Raw genomic sequence first — 19,027 nt, forward strand, 5'->3', positions numbered from 1 at the left:
GTGCGGCCACGGGGGGGCTGGCGGCACCGGCCTTCGGGGTGACCTGCGCCACCACCGAGATCAGCGCGCCGCAGCACAGCGCCAGCGCGGCCGCCACGAATGCAAACCTCTTGTTCCTGTTCATGATCGCCCCCTCACTTCGCCGCGACGGCCGGGCTGGCGCCGGCCTTGATGTCGCCCACCAGGATGCCGATGGCGCCCTTGAGCAGGATGGTCAGGATGAAGAAGCCGAAGGCCCAGATGCCCAGCGTCATCAGCCATTCGACGAAGGTGGGGTAGTACTCGGTCACCTCGCCGATGGGCGACGGGATGAAGCCGGGCACGACCAGGCCCATGCCCTTCTCGATCCAGATGCCGGCAAACGCCATCGCGCAGACGATGGGCAGCTTGGACATGTCCTTGCGCACCGAGGGGATCAGGAACAGCACGAAGGACACCAGCATCAGCGCCACGGCGCTCCAGAACCAGGCCACCAGGCCGGTGAGGCCGTGCAGGCCGAACATCAGGTAGTACAGGCCGTTGGCGTGCTCGGTGCGGGCGTACAGCTCGATCACCACCTCGGACAGCGTGAGGAAGATCGCGATGCCCAGGCACCAGGTGACGATGGTGGTGAGCAGGTGGATCGCGCTGTCGTCGATCCAGAACTTGGTGTTCTTGCGGATGATCAGGAAGGCGATGATGATCAGCGCCGGGCCGGCCGCGAACGCGGTGGCGATGAAGCGGATGGGCATCATGCTGTGGAACCACATCGGCCGCGACGGGTTGGTGGCCAGCAGGAAGGCCGTGACGGTGTGGATGGACAGCGCCCAGACGATGGACACGTACACCAGCGGCATGAAGATCTTCTTGTTCACCGGCTTGCCCGTGTACTTGGAGTACAGGTACCAGAAGCCGACGATGGCGTTCAGGATCAGGTAGCCGTTGAGCACCAGCACGTCCCAGCCCAGCATCGACGAGAAGCTGTAGATGCCGAACGGCGGGATCATGTGCCACAGCCGGTCGGGCCGGCCCATGTGGGCGAAGACGAACATCATCACCATGATCACCGCCGAGATGGCCAGCATCTCGCCCAGCACGGTCACCTTGTGCATGCCCTCGTGGTGGTACACGTAGGCCGGGAAGACGATGGTCACCGCCCCCGCCGCCACGCCCACCAGGAACACCAGGTTGGCCAGGTACAGGCCGTCGTGGATCTGGCTGGTCAGGCCGGTGACGATCAGGCCCTCGGTGTTCTGCAGGTAGTACACGTACAGCATGCCGGCGATGAGCAGCGACAGCAGGCCCATCCAGGCGTAGAACTTGGCGCCACCCTTGAGCACGTAGCGCACGTAGTCGGAAACGAATCTGAGCAGCACGGTCCGTCTCCGGTCAGTCGTAGAAGTAGAAGAACTTCGGGAAGGTGTTCAGCTCGGCCTTCAGGCGGAACACGTTCTTGCGCTCCAGCACCTTGCTGACCTCGCTCTCGGGGTCGAGCAGGTTGCCGAACTTGCGCGCACCCACCGGGCACACTTCCACGCAGGCCGGGTAGCGGCCGTGGCGGGTGCGCTGCAGGCACCAGTGGCACTTCTCGACCACGCCGCGCATGCGCGGGCGGTTGCCCAGGTAGTGCGTCACCGGGTTCATCGCCTCCTTGGGCAGCACCGGCGTGGTCAGGTTGAAGCGCCGCGCCCAGTAGGGGCAGGCGTTCATGCACATCTTGCAGCCGATGCACCAGTTGTAGTCGATGACCACCGGGCCGTCGGCCTCGCGGTAGGTGGTGCGCACCGGGCACACCTTCACGCAGGGCGGCTTCTCGCACTGCATGCAGGCGATGGGCATGTAGTTGGCTTCCTTCTCGGGCACCTTCTCGGGCTCGTAGAAGTACTGGCCCTCGAGCACCTGGCCGGCCGGGCTGTAGGCGTTGCCGCCCACCTGGATGCCCAGGCCTTCGGGGTAGCCCTGGTTCATCTTCTCTTTCGTGAACTCGCCGCGCTCCATGCGCAGCACCTGGATCCACTCGATGCGCTCGCCGGGGCGGGCACCGCGCGACTGGTTGTTCTCTTCGACGCAGGCCTTCACGCAGCGCCGGCAGCCGATGCACTTGCGGATGTTCAGGGCATAGCCCATCAGCATGCCGGGCTGGGCTTCCGTGATGTCCACGGACACCTTCTTGCCGTATTCGCCCGAATAGCGCTTCTCGAGGCGGGCGCGGGATTCGACCTTCTCTTCCGGCGTCATCAGACGATAGTTCTTCTGGAAGTGCTCGGCCCACTCGACCGCCGCCTTGGCATCGCCGGGCGCCGCCATCAAGGCCGCCGTGCCCATCAACGACGACAGGCTCACCTGGCCGCTCGACCGCAGGAAGTCTCGGCGCGAGCGCTTCACGACGGCCTTGGACGGGTCTGCGGAAGCCGGCGGCTCCACGCAGACGGGGGCGGGCTCCCTGGCCTCGGCGGCGGGGAGGGACGCTCGGGTGGTGGTCACGGTTCGGCTCCAGTTCGGGAAATACTTCACCCCGAAGTCCTCGGACTTCGACGAATCTGGCACGCATTGTGGAAAACCCTCACCCGCTGGCCATTGATCGAGGTCAAATCAACCGGGCACGCGTTCTTTTCATGCGTTAGCGGCGCGCAGCCCATCCGTCGCCGGCCGCCGCGCCATCGACCGCGGGGCCTCCCTGGCGCGCGACGGCACGCCCGTGTGGCGTCAATCCAGGGGCAAGGCGCTCGTGCACTTCAACTCGTCCAGGCACACGCTCGAGCGCACGGTGTTGACGCCCGGCGTGCGCATCAGCGTGTCCATCAGGAAGTCCGACAGCGACTTCAGGTCGCGCGCCACCACCTTGAGCACGTAGTCCGAATCGCCGGTGACGGCGTAGCACTCCTGGATCTGCGCCATGCCGGCGATCAGGTCCTTGAACTTGGGCAGTTCGCGCAGGTGCCCGCGCTCCATCGTCACGTGGATGAAGGCCACCACGCCCAGGCCGATGCGCCCGGCATCGACGCGGGTTTCGTAGCCCACGATGAGGCCGCGCTCCTCGAGCCGCCGGTGGCGTCGATGGCACTGCGCCGGCGACAGGTGCACGGCCTCGGCCAGTTCCAGGTTGGACGCACGCCCATGGGCCTGCAAGTGGCCCAGGATGCGGCGATCGATGGGGTCGAGATCGGCTTCCTGCAAGATCGTCTCCTGATTCAATGAAATCAGGAGAGATTATTTCTCCGCCCAGGGTCGATCCCGAGGCCCTTTGCAATGCAATTGCGCGCCACCTTGCCTACAGTGCCGCCACGTGCCCGCCACGGTGGACGGGCGCCCCCTTTCGACGCTTCGTGGAGCAACCGACATGGCCGACCTCTTCGACAACCCCATGGGCCTGTGCGGCTTCGAGTTCGTCGAATTCGCTTCGCCCACACCCGGCGTGCTGGAGCCGCTGTTCGAGCAGCTGGGCTTCAGCCTGGTGGCCCGCCACCGCTCGAAGGACGTGCTGCTGTACCGCCAGGGCGGCGCCAACTTCATCGTCAACCGCGAGCCGCGCAGCCCGGCCGCTTACTTTGCCGCCGAGCACGGCCCCTGCGCCTGCGGTCTGGCCTTCCGGGTGAAGGACTCGCACCACGCCTACAACCGCGCGCTCGAGCTCGGCGCCCAGCCGGTGGACATCCAGACGGGGCCGATGGAGCTGAAGCTGCCGGCCATCAAGGGCATCGGTGGTGCGCCGCTGTACCTGATCGATCGATTCGAAGATGGCTTGTCCATCTACGACATCGACTTCAACTTCCTGCCCGGCGTGGGCCGCCGGCCCCAGGGCCACGGCTTCTACGAGATCGACCACCTCACGCACAACGTCTACCGCGGCCGCATGGAGTATTGGGGCCGGTTCTACGAGCGGCTGTTCAACTTCCGCCAGATCCGCTACTTCGACATCCAGGGCGAGTACACCGGCCTGACCAGCAAGGCCATGACGGCGCCGGACGGCCTGATCCGCATCCCGCTGAACGAGGAATCGGGCAAGGGCAGCGGGCAGATCGAGGAGTTCCTGATGCAGTTCAACGGCGAGGGCATCCAGCACATCGCGCTGCGCTGCGACGACCTGGTGGCCGCCGTCGACCGCCTGCAGCTGGCCGGCGTGCCGCTGATGACGGCGCCCAACGACGTGTACTACGAGATGCTCGACGAGCGCCTGCCCGGCCACGGCGAGCCGGTGGCCGCGCTGAAGACGCGCGGCATCCTGCTCGACGGCTCCACCGCCGGCGGCGAGAAGCGCCTGCTGCTGCAGATCTTCTCGGGCACGCTGCTGGGGCCGGTGTTCTTCGAGTTCATCCAGCGCAAGAACGACGACGGCTTCGGCGAGGGCAACTTCAAGGCGCTGTTCGAGTCGCTGGAGCGCGACCAGCTGCGCCGCGGCGCGATCACGTCGGGGGCCTGAGCGTCGCGCCACGGCGCGGCAGCGTCACAGCGCCAGGTCGACCGCCTCCGGGCGAACGGCGTCGGCCGCGTCGGCCTCGGCCGGCACCGCCTCGCCGTCGTCCACCGGCCGCGCCGCCGGCAGGCGGATGCGCATCACCGCGCCGCCACCGGCCGCGTTCTCGGCGGCGATGCTGCCGCCGTGCGCGCTCATGATCTTGCGGCAGATGGTCAGGCCCAGGCCGGTGCCGCCGGCGCCGTCGGCGGTGCGGCTGGACTGCACGAAGGCGTCGAAGATCGACTCCAGCTCGTCGGCCGGGATGCCCGGCCCATGGTCGCGCACCACGATCTCGGTGCCGCCGTCGGGCGTGGGCAGGCAGTCCAGCTCGATGGCGCTGCCGATCGGCGCGAAGCGCAGCGCATTGGCCAGCACATTGCGGATGACCTGCTGCATGCGGAAGGCGTCGACGTCGGCGCCCAGCGGTTGCTGCGGCGGGCGCAGCACGAGCTCGATGTCGCGCTGCCCGGCCAGCGGCCGCAGCTCGCGCGCCACCTCGGACACCAGCGTGGCCAGGTCGCGACGGTGCAACGCCAGCGAGCCCACCGTGCTCTCGAGCTTGGACAGGTCGAGCAGCGCGTTCACCAGCGTCAGCATGCGCCGGCCGCCGGCATGCACCTCGCAGAACATGTCGAGGAAGTCCTCGTGCGCGGCCGCCAGCTTGGTGCCCAGCTCGGAGAAGCCGATGATGGCCTGCAGCGGCGTGCGCAACTCGTGGCTCATGTTGGCGATGAACTCCGACTTGGCGCGGTTGGAGCGCTCGGCGGCGTCGCGCGCCTCGCGGGTGGTGCGCTCGGCCTCGCGGAACTCGGTCACGTCGATGATGCTGCCGATGATGCCCGCCGGGCTGCCGTCGGCGTCGGTGAAGCGCAGCTTGGTGACCACCGTGTCGCGCCACTCGCCATCGGGGCGCTGCAGGCGGTTGTCGTAGCTGATGCGCTCTTCCGACTGCATCAGCCGCTCGTCGTGGGTGATGTGGAACGGTGCCGCCGCGCCGTACAGGTCGGCCGAGGTGCGGCCGATCACCTGCGCGGCCGTGAGCTGCATCAGCTCGAGCCAAGCGCGGTTGACGTTGACGAAACGGCCCTGCCTGTCCTTGACGAACAGCGGCGTCGGGCTGATCTCGATGAGCCGGGCGGTGAAGTCCAGTTGCGCCTGCAGCCGCTCCCGGGCCTGCTGCCGCTCGGAGACGTCGACGGCGAAGCCGGCATGGCCGATCAGCACGCCATCGCCATCGCGCACCGCGCTCAGCGACACCTCGAGCGTGCGCTGCACCTGCCGGGCGTCCAGCACGCGCACCATGCGCTTGGTGGCACCGCCAGCGGCGGCCTGCGCCACCAGGGCCTCGACCTGCGGCCGGTCCTCGGGCAGGCAGAGCCTGGCCAGTTCCCGTCCCATCGCGTTGCCGACGGCGGTACCGCTGATTTCTTCCCAACGCCCATTGACGTAGGTGATCCGGCCGGCCGCATCGGTGCGGAAGATCAGCTCGTGCACGCTGTCGACCAGGGTGCGCAGGTCGCGCTCGCTGGAGGCCACCTGCTCGCGGCTGGATTCCAGCGCGCTGCGCACGGCCTCGTGGCTGCGCAGGCTGCGCCAGGCCATGCCGGCCATGGCGCCGATGACCAGCAGCGCGGCAGCGCACATGGCCGCCACCCAGACCCGCACATGGTCGAACTCGGCCATCACTCGCGCGTGGTCGTGCTCCACCAGCACGGCCAGCGGCCGCTGCCGCAGCAGGCGGAAGGCGGTGACCACCCGGCCGCCGTCGAGGCCGGGCCCGACGTAGCTGCCCTGCTCGTGGGCCGGCAGGAACTGGGTGAAGAAGCGGTGCTCCGACGCCTTGTGGCCCGGCGCCAGCGCGATGCCCTCGGTGGCGCTGAGCAGCGTGCCGTCGACGGACAGCAGGCCGGCCGAGCGGCCGGCATCGGCCAGGAGCAGCTGGTGCTCGTTGGCGAAGTAGTCGGTGTTGATCGCGGCCACCACGTAGCGAGGCGGCTCGCCCCGGTCGAACGCTGCCCGCACCAGCGGCACGAAGCTGCGCGGGCTGGCGGCCGAGGCCGCGCCTCCGGCCGTCGCGGCGGCATCGGCCAGGTCTCGGCCAGCCACCAGCGGGCCCAGCCGATCGACCACGCCGGGCAAGGGCAACGGCACGCGTTTCGGGTCGAGCACCATGCCCACGTTGGCCGCGCTGGAGCTGGCCAGCACGCGACCGCGATCGTCGATGAGCGACAGGCTGCGCAGGAACGGCAGGCCCTGCTGCGCATTGGCCAGCAGCGCCGCCAGGCGCTCGGGGTCGGGCTCGGCGCGCAGGTCGTTGAGCGAGCGCGACAGCGTGGCCAGCGACACATCCAGCGTGTTGAAGGTGCGATCGGCGTGGTCGGCCAGCACGCGGGCCAGGGTCTCGCTGCCGTGCAGCTCGTGCTGCTCGACGTCGTTCGACTCGTGCCACGCGAACCCGGCGGCCAGGGCCACGGCCAGCGCGGCCAGCAGCGCCCCCATCCAGGCCACCGAGGCGCTGCTCAGCCAGCGGGGCAGTTCCGTGCGCCGGGTGCGGTCCATGGTCGGTGCGGTGTCGGCCAACGCTTACCTGGCGACCACGATCTCGTGCAGGCCGTGGCGACGGGCGGCGGCCTCGAGCCGGCCGTCGTGCTTGATGCGCTTGACGAACTCGTCCACCTGGCGCAGCCAGTCGTCGTCGCCGGGTTTCACCGCGTAGGCATAGGGCAGCACGTGGTACGGCGCGGGCGGCGACACCAGCCGGGCCCAGTCGGCGTTGTCGAGCAGGCGCCGGCTGTACGGGTAGTCGGTCATGAAGACGTCGACGCGGCCGGCCTCCAGCTCCTGCTCGCGCGTCTGCGGCGGCTTGACGACCACCATCTTGGCCTGCTTCAGCCCGGCGGCCATCACCGGCTCCATGAAGGTGCCGGCCTGCACACCCACCTGCACCCCGGGCTTGTCGATGTCGGCCCAGGTCTTGACGACGCGGCTGCTGCGGGTGGTGACGCCGTAGATGTCGCTCTGCAGGTAGGGCTGCGAGAACTTCAGGTGCTGCTGCCGCTGCGGCAGCACGCCCACGGCGAACATCGCGATGTCGCAGCGCTCGCCGGTCACGTCCTCGACGAGCTTCGGGAACGAGGTGTCGACGTGCACCACGGCGGCCCCCAGGTCCTTGGCCAGGGCCTGCGACAGCTCGATGTCGATGCCGGTGAGCTGCTGCGTGCGCGGGCTGCGGTAGGTGATGCCGTAGTAGTCGGGCCAGATGCACACGCGCAGCTGGCCCGACGCCTTGATGCGGTCGAGCACGGGCCCGGCCGCGGCCGGGCCGGCAGCGGTCATCGACAGCAGCACGGCCAGGGCCAGGGCGGCCGGGCGGCAGAGCAAACGGGATGTCACGACGGAGTCTCCAGACAGCAAAAGGGGGAGGGCCGGTCAGTGCACATCGGCCAGCAGCCTGACCGCGTTGTGCTCGGGTTCGGCAAAGCGGTGGCGGATCTGCTCGAGCTCGGGCACCAGGGTGACGAAGCAGTGCAGCATGGTCGGGTCGAAGTGCTTGCCGGCGTTGTCCAGCATGTAGCGCACCGCGTCGTCCACGGCCCAGGCCTTCTTGTACGGCCGCTCCGAGGTGAGCGCGTCGAACACGTCGGTGATGGCGACGATGCGCGCCGCCGCCGGGATGGCCTCGCCGGCCAGGCCGTGCGGGTAGCCGGTGCCGTCCCAGCGCTCGTGGTGCGACAGCGCGATCTCGCGGGCCATGTCGAGCAGTTCGTTGCCGGCGCCATGCAGGATCTGCGCGCCGATCAGCGTGTGCGTCTGCATCACCTCGCGCTCGTCGGCCGTCAGCGGGCCGGGCTTGAGCAGGATGCCGTCGGGGATGCCGATCTTGCCCACGTCGTGCATCGGGCTGGCATTGAGCACCAGCTCGCAGGCCTCCGGTGGCCAGCCCAGCCGCGCGGCCAGCAGCGCCGAGGCGTGGCTCATCCGCATGATGTGCTGGCCGGTCTCGTTGTCGCGGAACTCCGAGGCCCGGCCGAGCCGCTGCACGATGTCCAGCTGCGACTGGCGCAGCTGCTGCGTGCGCTGCTGCACCAGGGTCTCGAGCAGGCTGTTCTGGTCGTGCAGCAGGCGCCGGCCCCGGTGGGCCATCAGCGTGTTGCAGACGCGGGCCAGCAGCTCGCGCCGGTTGTAGGGCTTGGTCAGGAAGTCGGTGGCGCCGCCCTGCAGCGCGCGCACCAGCACCTCCTCGCCCGACTGCGCGGTCAGCACCACCACCGGCGGGGCCAGCGGGTCGGCCAGCGCCGCCAGCTGGGCCAGCACGTCATGGCCGTCAAGGTGCGGCATGTTCAGGTCGAGCAGGATCAGGTCGGGCCGGGCGGCGCGGTAGCGGCCCAGCACCTCGCGCGGGTCCTGCACCAGCTCGATGTGCCGGTAGCCTTCGGAGCGCAGGATCAGGCTCAGCAGCTTGAGGTTGGCGGGCTCGTCGTCCACCACCATGATGCGCGCCGCCTGGACGTCATCGTGGCCGACAGGGTGGCCGTCATGGCAGCTGGCGGCTTCGCTCATGGGCGCGGGCTCCGTGCAAGGGGATGGACGCGGCACGGCCGGCCCGAAGGGCCGACTCCACCGCACGATGTCCCGGTCTTCGGCACGCCGTGCCCACAACTTGAATCGGCCCTCGGGCTCAAGGCCTCGGCACCGCGGCCGATATCCCCCTCAGCACTCGCTGGCTGCCGGGTCGGGACAGGTCTGTCCGGGCCGGTCTGGCCGTCCCGCGAGCGCACAGCACGGAGAAGCACCCCATGAGCCTGCGTTCGTTCCCGACCCTGCCTTCGATCCTGTCGCCGGCGCGCCGGCACCTCGTCCTGGCGCTGGCCGCGCTGGCCACGGCCACCTTGCCCGCCGTCGCCAGCGACGAGCCGATCTACCGCTTTTCGCCGGTCAACCAGACCGGCATCAACCTGACCGCCGCCTACTGGAACCCGATCATCGGCTACGTGTCCGAGAAGAGCGGCGTCAAGCTGCAGCTCAAGATCGGCCGCACCTCGGCCGACACCACCGCCTTCGTGCTGGCCCAGGAGATCGAGTTCGTCTTCACCAACCACCTGTTCAGCCCCGAGCGCGAGCAACTGGGCTGGAAGGTCTTCGGCCGTCGCCTGACGCCGCCGGTGCACGGCCAGATCGTGGTGCCGGCCGATTCGCCGATCACCAGCGTGGCGCAGCTGGAGGGCAAGGAGGTGGCCTTCCCCGGCCCGGAGGCGCTGGTGGCCTACAAGTTCCCGACCGCGCACCTGCTGTCGAAGAAGATCGAGGTGAAGACCGTCTTCGGCGGCAACATGGACGGCGCGCTGGCGCAGTTGTTCAGCGGCAAGGTCGCCGCCGTGGGTGCCAACTCGCAGCTGGTCGAGGGTTACGCCCGGCGCGAGGGCAAGCAGTACCGCGTGCTGTGGAGTTCGCCGCCGGTGCACGACCTGGCGCTGATGGTGTCGTCCAAGGTGCCCGAGAAGGCCCAGAAGGCAGTGGCCAAGGCCTTCGTCGACATGGCCGCCGACCCCAAGGGCCGCGAGATCCTGCACCAGGCCTCGGCCCAGGTGGGGCTGGGCGCCGACGCCCACTTCATCGCCTCGGACGGCAGCGAATACGCCACCTACCGCGAGTTCTACCGCACCGCCCCGGCGTCGCTGCGTTGACCGCGCACCCCGCGCCCGGCGCGCCGATGCACCCCGCCCACTGCCACTGATCCATGGCCAAGACCTTCAGCCTGCTGCCGCGCTCGCTCGTCGGCCGGGTGTACGCGCTGTACACCGTCACCCTGCTGGCCTTCGTGGCCGCCGGGCTGGGCCTGTTCTACCGCCACCAGTTCACCGTGGAGATGGACGAGGCCCAGGAGCGCGCTGCGACGCTGAGCGCGGTGATCGTGCCCAGCGTCACCGACAGCGCGGTGATCGGCGACTACGACACCATCCGCCGCACGCTCGAGCAGGCCGTCTACCACTCGTCGTTCGCGAGCGCGAGCTTCATCGACATCCGCGGTGGCGCCGTCAGCGCAAAGCAGGCCGAGCGCCCGCGCACCCAGCCGCCAGCCTGGCTGGCCAACCTGGTGGCCGCGCGCCTTTACGACACCAACCAGACCATCGCCGTGGGCGGCCGCGACTACGGCGTGCTGCGCCTGAGCTTCGCCACCGAGCGCATCGCCGGCCTGCTGTGGGAACAGGTGCGCATCGCCCTGCTGATGGCCGTGGCCAGCCTGGTCGGCGGCCTGGTGCTGATCCGCTTTCCGCTGGTGCATTGGCTGGGCAAGCTGGGCCGCCTGCAGGCCTTCGAGGAGGCCATGCATGGGGGCCACGCTGCACCGTCGATGCTGGCCGCCGAGGAGGCGCCGACCGAGTTCCAGGAAACCTTCGCCGTGCTCGGCCGCGCCGCCGAGCGGCTGCAGTCGCACCGCGTGCAGGCCACGGTGACGCTGGGGGCGATCGCCGACGGCGTGTTCACGCTCGACCCGACGGGCCGCGTGCTGCTGGCCAACCCCGCGGCCTGCGCGATGACCGGCCGCGACGCCGAGGCCGCCGCCGGTCAGCCGATCGGCCAACTGCTGCCCGGGCTGGTCTTCGGCGAAGAGGGCCTGGTCGCCTGGAGCGGCCGCCGCACCACGCTGCACCAGGCCGAGCGCGGCGAGGTGGTCGTCGACACCACGCTGTCGCCCATCCTGGCCCCCGACGGCAACACCTCGGGCTACGTGCTGGCCTGCCGCGACGTCAGCGAGCAGCACCGGCTCGACCAGCGCCTGCGCGCCGAACTGGAGGCGCGCGAGCAGGCCCTGGTGGCCCTGCGCCGCGTGCTCGAAGGCCTGACGCCCGACCTGCCGGCCCCGGCCACCGGCCCCGACGACCTGGCGGCGATCTCGTCCATGATCTCGGGCCTGGTGCACCGCCTGCAGATGCGCGGCGAGCAGCTCGACGCGATCTTCGCGCTCAGCCCCGACGGCTTCGTCTCGTTCGACGCGCGCCGCCGCGTCAACTACGTCAGCCCGGCCTTCACCCGGCTCACCGGCATCGCCGCCGAGCGCGTGCTGGGCGCACCCGAGGGCCAGGTCGAATCGCTGCTGCGCGCGCAGGGCGACGACACCCGCGGTTGGTGCGGCTTCGAGGCCATGCGCCGGGCCTCGACCGCCACGAGCACGCGAGGGCGCCCGCCGCGCGAACTGATCGAGCTGGTGCGGCCGGCCGACCGCGTGCTGGAAGCGCGGCTGCGCCAGGGCACCACCGAGGCCATCTCGCAGGTGCTGTCGCTGCGCGACGTGACGCACGAGACCGTGGTCGACCGCATGAAGAGCGAGTTCCTGTCCACTGCCGCGCACGAGCTGCGCACGCCGATGGCCAGCATCTACGGCTTCGCCGAGCTGATGGCACGGCGGCGCATGACCACCGACCAGCAGCACGAGATCGCGGAGACCATCCACCGCCAGAGCGAGCTGATGATCACCATCCTCAACGAACTGCTCGACCTGGCGCGCATCGAGTCGCGCAGCGGCCGCGATTTCGAGATCGAGACGCTCGACCTGTCCGAGCTGGCGGCGCAGGTGCTGCGCGACTTCAAGCCGCCGCAGGACCGCGCCTTGCCGGTGCTCGACGGCGACGAGGCGCCGGCCACGGTGCGCGCCGACCGCAACAAGCTGCGGCAGGCGCTGGGCAACGTGCTGTCCAACGCCTTCAAGTACTCGCCCGACGGGCAGCCGGTGAGCGTGACCGTGGTGCACCGCGACGGCCCCGACGGCGCGGCCATCGGCGTGCAGGTGCGCGACCGCGGCATCGGCATGACGCCGGCCCAGCTGTCGCGCGTGTGCGAACGCTTCTACCGCGCCGACGCCTCCGGCAACATCCCCGGCACCGGCCTGGGCATGAGCATCGTGAAGGAGATCGTCGAACTGCTCGACGGCCAGCTGGCCATCGACAGCACGGCCGGCGTCGGCACCACCGTGACCCTGTGGCTGCCGGCGGTGCCGGAGGCCGTGGTGCCTCGGCACCCGCGGGCCGACGCGCACCGCCATCTGCCCGAGGGCATTCCGAACACATTGGAGCTGACATGAGCCGCATCCTCGTCATCGAAGACCAGGCCGACATCCGCCGACTCATCCGCTGGACGATCGACACCGAACGCCACGAGATCCACGAAGCCGCCAATGGCCCGCAGGGGCTGGAGAGCGCGCAACGCCTGGTGCCCGACCTGGTGCTGCTCGACGTGATGATGCCCGGCGGGATGGACGGCTTCGAGGTCTGCGCCCGGATCAAGGCCGACCCGAAGCTGGCGCATGCCCCGGTCGTGATGCTGACCGCCCGCGCCCAGGAGAAGGACCACCGGGCCGGCGAGCAGGCCGGCGCCGAAGCCTTCCTGGCCAAGCCCTTCAGCCCGAGCGACCTGGTGGACACCATCGAGCGCCTGCTCGAGCAGGCCCGCGCACCGCAGCAATCGCCGCAATGACCCTGCGTCACGCTGGGGAATGCCCGGCGCGACGTTCGGCCCGCGGCGGCCCCGGACGTATGCTCCGCACCTTGTCCACCCGCCCGGAGTCGCCTATGAAATTCCTGTTGCTGCCCCTTGCCTTCGTTGCCGGCACTGCGCTGGCCTGCCCCGGTGATGGCGCCAAGGACGCCATGGCACCGGCCACCAGCAAGCACGCGGCGTCCACCAAGACCGCCCCGTCGGCTCAAACGACCGTCTCCACGGCCGCCGTGCAGAAGACCAGCACCAAGGTCGCTGCCAAGCCTGCCGCCGACACGCGCAAGGCCGCGCCGCTCTGACCGCGGCGCACGGGCGCGTTCGCCGCCCACGACATCGAAACGGCCCTTCGGGGCCGTTTTTCTTGGCTGAACGAACCGTGGCCCCCCGTCTGCTAGAGTGTTTTCTCACCGGCCACCGTCGCGACGATGCGGGCCGTGGCGACACCCCGCGGCGGAGGCAGTCCATGGCGCCCAGATCCCCCTTCCTTCACGCGGCATCGGCCGTCACGCTGTGGCTGTCGATGCCGGGCGCGCCGGCCCTGGCCGCGCCGCTGCCCGACGCCCCCACCACCGTGGCAGTCTGGAACCAGGCCGCCCTCGACGAAGTGCGCGCCTCGCGCATGGGCCCGCCGGTGGTGGCGCGCGCGCTGGCCATCGCGCACACCTGCATGTACGACGCGTGGGTGCCCTACGACGCCCGGGCGGCCGGCGCCGTGGCCACGCTGCCGCGCCGGCCGCTGGCCGAGCGCACCGAGGCCAACAAGGCCAAGGCCATCGGCCACGCGGCCCACCGCTGCCTGCTCAACCTGTTCCCTGCCGGTGCCGCGAGGCTGGCCGCGGTGATGCGTGCCCAGGGCCACGACCCGGCCGATGCCTCGCTGCAGGTGTCCACGCCCCAGGGCATCGGCAACGCCGCGGCCGCCGCGGTGATCGCCAGCCGCCGCCACGACGGCTCCAACCAGTATGGCGACCTGGGCACCGGCCCCTACGCCGACACCACCGGCTACGCGCCGGTCAATGCGCCGATGCCCTTCTGCCTGCCGACGACGCCGGGCCCCTGCCCGTTGAACGTGTCCGACCCCTTCCGCTGGCAGCCCCTGGTCAACGACGTGGGCGCGGTGCAGACCTTCATCGCGCCGCACTGGGGCCTGGTGCGGCCGTTCGCGCTGAGCTCGGGCAATGTCTACGACCAGCGCCCCGACATCGCGCCAGTCCCCAACTACCTGCAAAGCCCGGCACGCCTGCAGGCCGACATCGACGAGATGCTGCGCCTCAGTGCCAGGCTGACGCCGCACCAGAAGCTCATCGTCGAATACTGGGCCGACGGCCCCGATTCGGAACTGCCCCCCGGCCACTGGGGCCTGTTCGCCCAGCACGTGTCGCGGCGCGACCGGCACACGATCGACGACGACGTGAAGATGTTCTTCGCGATGCACAACGCGTCCTTCGACGCCGGCATCGTGGCCTGGCATCTCAAGCGCAAGCACGAGGGCGTGCGGCCGATCACCCTGGTGCGCCACTTCAGGCGGGGCACGCTCGAGTTCGCCTGGGGCGGCCCCGGCCGGCCCCAGCAGCTGATCGACGCCGGCAAGTGGACACCGTACAACCCCGGCAGCAACCTCTCGCCGGCCTTCCCGGGCTACATCTCCGGCCACTCCACCTTCTCGTCGGCCAGCGCCGAGGTGCTGCGGGCCTTCACCGGCAGCGACCACTTCGGCTTCTCCGTCCTGGTGCCGCGCAATTTCGGCCGCGTGGAGCCCGGCGTGCCGGCGGTGGACACCGTGCTCACCTACCCGACATTCAGCGCGGCCGCCGACGAGGCGGGCCAGTCGCGGCTGTTTGCCGGCATCCACTCTTCCGACGACAACACCATCGGCCAGGCCGTCGGCCGGCTGGTGGCGCAGCAGGTGCTGGCCAAGGCACGCGCCCTGTTCGACGGCGGCCTGGCGGCCGGCGCGTCCAGCCGGGCGTCCACGCCCGAAGCCCGGTCGCTGAGCTGGCATCACACCGTCGGGCCGTCGAGCGACCGGCTGCTCGTCGTCGGCGTGGCCACCACCACCAAGGACAACCCGGTGCGCAGCGTCGCCTACGGCACCGCAGCCCTCGCCCGGCTGGCCTCGCAGAACGGGCCGGGTGGCGACAACCGCGTGGAGCTGTGGGTGCTGGTCGACCCACCGGTCGGCACCGCCACCGTGCAGGTGCAGATGACGGCCAGGGACGACCTGGTCGCGGGCGCGACCAACTTCAGCGGGGTGCACCAGACCACGCCGTTCGGCACCCTGCGCGCGGCCGCCGGCACCGGCCGTGCGGCGTGCCTGACGCTGGCCAACGCCCCGGCGCCGCTGGTGGCCACGGTGCTGGCGGCCAATTCCGACGCCGGCGGGGTGATGCCCGGTGCCGGCCAGGCCCTGGACTGGGCCGCGGTCAGCAAGCCCGGTGGCTCGGAGCCCTCGTCGGACGTCATCGGCGCCGGCTTCAGCGGCCCCGGGGGCCCGGTGGCCACGGTCTGCCAGACGCTGGCCAAGGCCCGGCCCTGGTCGATGCTGGCGGTGCCGCTGCTGCCGGCGCAGTAGCCGCCACCGGGCCGGGCGGTCCGGCGCGGGTCAGGCGCGGTCACCGGCCCGGCGATGGGCCTGGCGGCCCACGGACATCGCGCAGCCGTCACACTCCCCCACGCGGCGCCGCGCAGTGGGCGCCAACCTCGCCATCTCACGCTGGCGCCCGGGCCAGGCCGCCGTCGCGCGGCCCGGCCGCCCCACCCGCCTGAAGCGATGCACGATTCCATGCCCCTCATCGTCACGATGGCCGCCGCGCTGGGGCTGTCCCTGGTGCTGGGCTTCGCCGCCGCGCGGCTGAAGCTGCCGGCCCTGGTGGGCTACCTGCTGGCCGGCGTGCTGATCGGGCCCTTCACGCCGGGCTTCGTGGCCGACGTGGGGCTGGCCACGCAGCTGGCCGAGATCGGCGTGATGCTGCTGATGTTCGGCGTCGGCCTGCACTTCTCCATCGACGACCTGATGGCCGTGCGCAAGATCGCCATCCCGGGCGCGATGGTGCAGATGGCGGTGGCCACGGCGCTGGGCACCGTCGTGGCGCTGGGCTGGGGCTGGTCCATGGCCGGGGCGCTGGTCTTCGGTCTCTCGCTGTCGGTGGCCAGCACGGTGGTGCTGCTGCGCGCGCTCGAATCGCGCGGCGTGCTCGAATCGCAGAACGGCCGCATCGCCGTGGGCTGGCTGGTGGTGGAAGACCTGGCCATGGTGCTGGTGCTGGTGCTGCTGCCGGCGCTGGTGACCCTGGGCGACGCCGCCGGCGCATCGGCCACCGACCTGGCGCTCACCCTGGCGCGCACGCTGCTGGCGGTGATCGCCTTCGTCGCGCTGATGCTGGTGGTGGGGCGGCGCGTGCTGCCCTGGGTGCTGTGGCAGATCAGCGCCACGGGCTCGCGCGAGCTGTTCACGCTGTGCGTGGTGGCGGTGGCGTTGGGCATCGCCTACGGTGCCTACGCGCTGTTCGGCGTGTCGGTGGCGCTGGGCGCGTTCTTTGCCGGCCTGGTGCTGCGCGAATCGGAGTTCAGCCACCGCGCGGCCGAGGAATCGCTGCCCTTCCGCGACGCCTTCGCGGTGCTGTTCTTCGTCTCGGTGGGCATGCTGTTCGACCCGCGGGTGCTGCTCGATCGCCCGCTGCAGGTGCTGGCCGTGGCCGCGATCATCATGGTCGGCAAGTCGGTGGCGGCCGCCGCGCTGGTGCTGGCGCTGCGCTACCCGTTGAACACCGCGCTCACGGTGTCGGTGAGCCTGGCGCAGATCGGCGAGTTCTCGTTCATCCTGGCCGCGCTGGGCGGCAGCCTGGGCGTGCTGCCGCCCGAGGCCAAGAGCCTGATCGTGGCCGGCGCCATCCTGTCGATCGCGCTGAACCCGCTGCTGTTCTCGCTGATCGAGCCAATGCGCCGCTGGGTGGTGGGCCGCTCGGCGCTGGCGCGGCGGCTCGAGGCGCGCGACGACCCGCTGGCCGAACTGCCGACGAGCACCAGCCGCCAGGTGCTGTCGCGGCAGGTGGTGCTGGTGGGCCATGGCGTGGTGGGGCGGGCGGTGGCCCGCTCGCTCACCGAGCGCGGCATCCCGTTCGTGGTGGTGGACCAGAACCGCGAGCGCGTCGAGTCGCTGCGCGAGGCGGGCCTGGCCGCGGTGGTGGGCGACGCGGGCGAGCCGTCGGTGCTGGTGCAGGCGCACATCGCCGAGGCCGCCCTGCTGGTGGTGGCCGCATCCGACAGCACCGACGTGCGGCCGATGATCGAAACCGCCCACGCGCTGAACCCGGGCCTGCCGATCCTGGTGCGCGCCGCCAATGCCGAGGAGGCGCGCCTGCTGCTGGGCGCCGGCGCGCAGCGCGCGGTGCACGCCCAGGGCGCCGTGGCCGACGCACTGGTGCGCGACGTGGCCGAGGCCTGGGCCGCGCGGCGCTGAGCGGCGTCGTTCAGGCCGGCGGCAGCCGCGCCCGCTCGTCGTGCCGGGCCAGGCGGCCCAGCAGGTGCTCGACCTCGGCGCGGGCGGTGGCGCTCATCGCGGCCGCGGGCTGGCGCATCGCCGCGCTGGCGAGCAGGCCGCGGCGCATCAGCAGGTATTTGCGCACGGCCAGGCCCACGCCGGGCTGCTGCTCGTAGCGCAGCAGCGGCAGGTGGGCATCGAACAGGTCGTGCGCGGCCTCGCGCTGGCCGCTGGTGGACAGGCGCACCACGTCGCACAGCATGTCGGGGAAGGCATAGCCGGTGTTGGCGCCATCGGCACCGCGCGCCATCTCGTAGTCGAGGAACAGGCCGTTGTTGCCGCACAGGATGGCGATGTGGCGCATGCTGCCGTCGCGCTCGAAGCCGCGCAGCGCCGAGATCTTCTCCAGGCCCGGCCAGTCCTCGTGCTTGAGCATCGCGCACGAGGGCAGCTCGTCGACGATGCGGCGGATCACCGCCGGCGTCATCTGCACCGAGAAGGTCAGCGGGTAGTCCTGGATCACGAAGGGCACGTCGGCGCCCAGCGCCTGCACCGCCTGGCGGTAGTAGCCGACGATCTGGTCGTCGGTGCGCAGCGTGTTGGGCGGCGCGATCATCACGCCGGCGGCGCCGGCGGCCATCACGTCCTGCGTCAGCTCGCGCATCGCCGCGAAGCCGGGGGCCGACACACCGACGATCACCGGCAGTCCGGGTGCGCGACGGATCATCTGCGTGGCCACCGCCACGCCCTCGGCATGGGTGAGCTTGGGCGCCTCGCCCAGCTGGCCCAGCACGGTCAGGCCGGTCGCTCCGATATCGAGGTAGAAATCGACCAGGCGGTCGATCGACGCGGTGTCGATGCGGCCATCGTCGAGGAAGGGGGTCGGGGCGATCGGGTAGACGCCTCGGGCGTCGGCGGTCAGTCTCATCGGGGGCTCCAGGCGGGCAGGCACACAGGCAGGTCCAGGCCCGCATTCTGGCCGGCGCGGCGGACGGCCGCTGCGGCTCACTGGAGTACCTTCGGACTGCGCCCTCCGGTGTTCGCCCTTGGGGCGGCCCGGCGGGCTCACTGCCCGGCCGACCGGGCATGCCATCATCGCGCCATGCTCCAGACCCTGAAGGACCTGTTCGACAGCCTGCTGCCGCCCGCCCCCGGCAGCGACACGCGCCAGGCCGAGCACCTGCTGCAGCTGGCCACCGCGGTGATGCTGGTGGAGGTGATGCGCGCCGATGCCAGCTTCCACGCCGGCGAGCGCGAGGCCGTGCTGGCCGCGCTGCGCGACAAGTTCGCGCTGTCCGACGACGAGGCCGGGCGCCTGGCCGAACTGGCCGAGACCACCGCGAAGGGCGCGACCGACCTGTTCTCCTTCACCTCGCGCATCAACGACCGCTTCGACATGGCGCAGAAGCTGCGCATGATCGAGCACATGTGGCGCGTGGCCTATGCCGACGGCCACCTCAGCGAGCACGAGCGCCATGTGCTGTGGCGCGTGGCCGACCTGCTGCACGTGCCGCAAGGCGCCTACGTCAACGCACGGCTGCGCGCCGAGCAGGCGGCCGGCGCGGGCGGGGCTTGACCGCCGCGGCCGGACGGTCCATACGCGACAAGGCGCCGCCGCC

General features: G+C 70.9%; 15 protein-coding genes. 8 read left to right on the plus strand and 7 right to left on the minus strand.

Features of this window, described 5'->3' with window-relative positions; translation table 11 throughout:
* Window positions 1–134: 134 nt before the first annotated feature.
* The 3 genes from dsrP to EOINJALH_RS03840 all read right to left on the minus strand — a co-directional run bounded on the left by dsrP (window position 135) and on the right by EOINJALH_RS03840 (window position 3,156).
* Window positions 135–1,355 (minus strand): sulfate reduction electron transfer complex DsrMKJOP subunit DsrP, encoded by a 1,221-nt coding sequence (gene dsrP / locus EOINJALH_RS03825; protein ID WP_088278991.1) that lies wholly within the window; start codon window positions 1,353–1,355, stop codon window positions 135–137.
* A 13-nt stretch (window positions 1,356–1,368) separates the two neighbouring features.
* The gene (locus EOINJALH_RS03830) at window positions 1,369–2,463 is read right to left on the minus strand and encodes a 4Fe-4S dicluster domain-containing protein (RefSeq protein ID WP_199873141.1); all 1,095 of its coding nucleotides are present in this window, start codon (window positions 2,461–2,463) and stop codon (window positions 1,369–1,371) included.
* Between the two features lie 222 nt (window positions 2,464–2,685).
* A complete protein-coding gene (locus EOINJALH_RS03840; RefSeq protein ID WP_088279018.1) occupies window positions 2,686–3,156 on the minus strand; it encodes an Lrp/AsnC family transcriptional regulator in 471 nt (156 codons plus the stop codon).
* A 163-nt stretch (window positions 3,157–3,319) separates the two neighbouring features.
* Between EOINJALH_RS03840 and hppD the strand changes: the two genes are divergently transcribed.
* Window positions 3,320–4,399 carry a 4-hydroxyphenylpyruvate dioxygenase gene (hppD, locus tag EOINJALH_RS03845; RefSeq protein WP_088278994.1) on the plus strand — a complete coding sequence of 360 codons (1,080 nt, stop codon included), beginning with the start codon at window positions 3,320–3,322 and terminating at the stop codon, window positions 4,397–4,399.
* Between the two features lie 24 nt (window positions 4,400–4,423).
* Here the strand turns inward: hppD and EOINJALH_RS03850 are convergent, their stop codons facing one another.
* The 3 genes from EOINJALH_RS03850 to EOINJALH_RS03860 form a co-directional block, all read right to left on the minus strand.
* Complete coding sequence (locus EOINJALH_RS03850; RefSeq protein ID WP_088278995.1) at window positions 4,424–6,994, minus strand: PAS domain-containing protein; 2,571 nt, start codon at window positions 6,992–6,994, stop codon at window positions 4,424–4,426.
* 24 nt (window positions 6,995–7,018) lie between these two features.
* Window positions 7,019–7,771, minus strand: a complete 753-nt coding sequence (locus tag EOINJALH_RS03855; RefSeq protein WP_088279019.1) for an ABC transporter substrate-binding protein — start codon at window positions 7,769–7,771, stop codon at window positions 7,019–7,021.
* Between the two features lie 93 nt (window positions 7,772–7,864).
* Window positions 7,865–8,995 carry an HD-GYP domain-containing protein gene (locus tag EOINJALH_RS03860; protein WP_088278996.1) on the minus strand — a complete coding sequence of 377 codons (1,131 nt, stop codon included), beginning with the start codon at window positions 8,993–8,995 and terminating at the stop codon, window positions 7,865–7,867.
* Between the two features lie 236 nt (window positions 8,996–9,231).
* Between EOINJALH_RS03860 and EOINJALH_RS03865 the strand changes: the two genes are divergently transcribed.
* The 6 genes from EOINJALH_RS03865 to ybaL all read left to right on the plus strand — a co-directional run bounded on the left by EOINJALH_RS03865 (window position 9,232) and on the right by ybaL (window position 17,387).
* Window positions 9,232–10,119 carry a phosphate/phosphite/phosphonate ABC transporter substrate-binding protein gene (locus tag EOINJALH_RS03865; protein WP_088278997.1) on the plus strand — a complete coding sequence of 296 codons (888 nt, stop codon included), beginning with the start codon at window positions 9,232–9,234 and terminating at the stop codon, window positions 10,117–10,119.
* 53 nt (window positions 10,120–10,172) lie between these two features.
* Window positions 10,173–12,515 carry an ATP-binding protein gene (locus EOINJALH_RS03870; RefSeq protein WP_088278998.1) on the plus strand — a complete coding sequence of 781 codons (2,343 nt, stop codon included), beginning with the start codon at window positions 10,173–10,175 and terminating at the stop codon, window positions 12,513–12,515.
* The gene (locus EOINJALH_RS03875) at window positions 12,512–12,907 is read left to right on the plus strand and encodes a response regulator transcription factor (RefSeq protein WP_088278999.1); all 396 of its coding nucleotides are present in this window, start codon (window positions 12,512–12,514) and stop codon (window positions 12,905–12,907) included. The genes EOINJALH_RS03870 and EOINJALH_RS03875 overlap by 4 nt, the downstream gene beginning before the upstream one ends.
* Window positions 12,908–13,002: 95 nt before the next feature.
* Entirely contained in the window at window positions 13,003–13,227 is a 225-nt protein-coding gene (locus EOINJALH_RS03880) for a hypothetical protein (RefSeq protein WP_088279000.1), read from the plus strand.
* 164 nt (window positions 13,228–13,391) lie between these two features.
* Window positions 13,392–15,500, plus strand: coding sequence for a vanadium-dependent haloperoxidase (locus EOINJALH_RS03885; RefSeq protein ID WP_144289847.1), 2,109 nt, complete (start codon window positions 13,392–13,394; stop codon window positions 15,498–15,500).
* 198 nt (window positions 15,501–15,698) lie between these two features.
* Window positions 15,699–17,387 (plus strand): YbaL family putative K(+) efflux transporter, encoded by a 1,689-nt coding sequence (gene ybaL / locus EOINJALH_RS03890; protein WP_088279002.1) that lies wholly within the window; start codon window positions 15,699–15,701, stop codon window positions 17,385–17,387.
* A 10-nt stretch (window positions 17,388–17,397) separates the two neighbouring features.
* Here ybaL and EOINJALH_RS03895 read toward each other — a convergent pair whose 3' ends face one another.
* The gene (locus EOINJALH_RS03895) at window positions 17,398–18,336 is read right to left on the minus strand and encodes a dihydrodipicolinate synthase family protein (protein ID WP_088279003.1); all 939 of its coding nucleotides are present in this window, start codon (window positions 18,334–18,336) and stop codon (window positions 17,398–17,400) included.
* A gap of 174 nt (window positions 18,337–18,510) precedes the next feature.
* Between EOINJALH_RS03895 and EOINJALH_RS03900 the strand changes: the two genes are divergently transcribed.
* Window positions 18,511–18,984 (plus strand): TerB family tellurite resistance protein, encoded by a 474-nt coding sequence (locus EOINJALH_RS03900; protein WP_088279004.1) that lies wholly within the window; start codon window positions 18,511–18,513, stop codon window positions 18,982–18,984.
* Window positions 18,985–19,027 lie beyond the last annotated feature (43 nt).

It is taken from the genome of Ideonella sp. A 288 (assembly GCF_002198735.1).
Taxonomy (GTDB): Bacteria; Pseudomonadota; Gammaproteobacteria; order Burkholderiales; family Burkholderiaceae_C; genus Pseudaquabacterium.

Bases quoted from the DNA above. Each gene is read 5' to 3' on its own strand.
- EOINJALH_RS03900 (WP_088279004.1), top strand. From the start codon at position 18,511: ATGCTCCAGACCCTGAAGGACCTGTTCGACAGCCTGCTGCCGCCCGCC.
- EOINJALH_RS03875 (WP_088278999.1), top strand. From the start codon at position 12,512: ATGAGCCGCATCCTCGTCATCGAAGACCAGGCCGACATCCGCCGACTC.
- EOINJALH_RS03850 (WP_088278995.1), bottom strand. From the start codon at position 6,994: ATGGACCGCACCCGGCGCACGGAACTGCCCCGCTGGCTGAGCAGCGCC.
- EOINJALH_RS03880 (WP_088279000.1), top strand. From the start codon at position 13,003: ATGAAATTCCTGTTGCTGCCCCTTGCCTTCGTTGCCGGCACTGCGCTG.
- hppD (WP_088278994.1), top strand. From the start codon at position 3,320: ATGGCCGACCTCTTCGACAACCCCATGGGCCTGTGCGGCTTCGAGTTC.
- EOINJALH_RS03855 (WP_088279019.1), bottom strand. From the start codon at position 7,771: ATGACCGCTGCCGGCCCGGCCGCGGCCGGGCCCGTGCTCGACCGCATC.
- EOINJALH_RS03885 (WP_144289847.1), top strand. From the start codon at position 13,392: ATGGCGCCCAGATCCCCCTTCCTTCACGCGGCATCGGCCGTCACGCTG.
- EOINJALH_RS03860 (WP_088278996.1), bottom strand. From the start codon at position 8,995: ATGAGCGAAGCCGCCAGCTGCCATGACGGCCACCCTGTCGGCCACGAT.
- EOINJALH_RS03895 (WP_088279003.1), bottom strand. From the start codon at position 18,336: ATGAGACTGACCGCCGACGCCCGAGGCGTCTACCCGATCGCCCCGACC.
- EOINJALH_RS03865 (WP_088278997.1), top strand. From the start codon at position 9,232: ATGAGCCTGCGTTCGTTCCCGACCCTGCCTTCGATCCTGTCGCCGGCG.
- EOINJALH_RS03870 (WP_088278998.1), top strand. From the start codon at position 10,173: ATGGCCAAGACCTTCAGCCTGCTGCCGCGCTCGCTCGTCGGCCGGGTG.
- ybaL (WP_088279002.1), top strand. From the start codon at position 15,699: ATGCACGATTCCATGCCCCTCATCGTCACGATGGCCGCCGCGCTGGGG.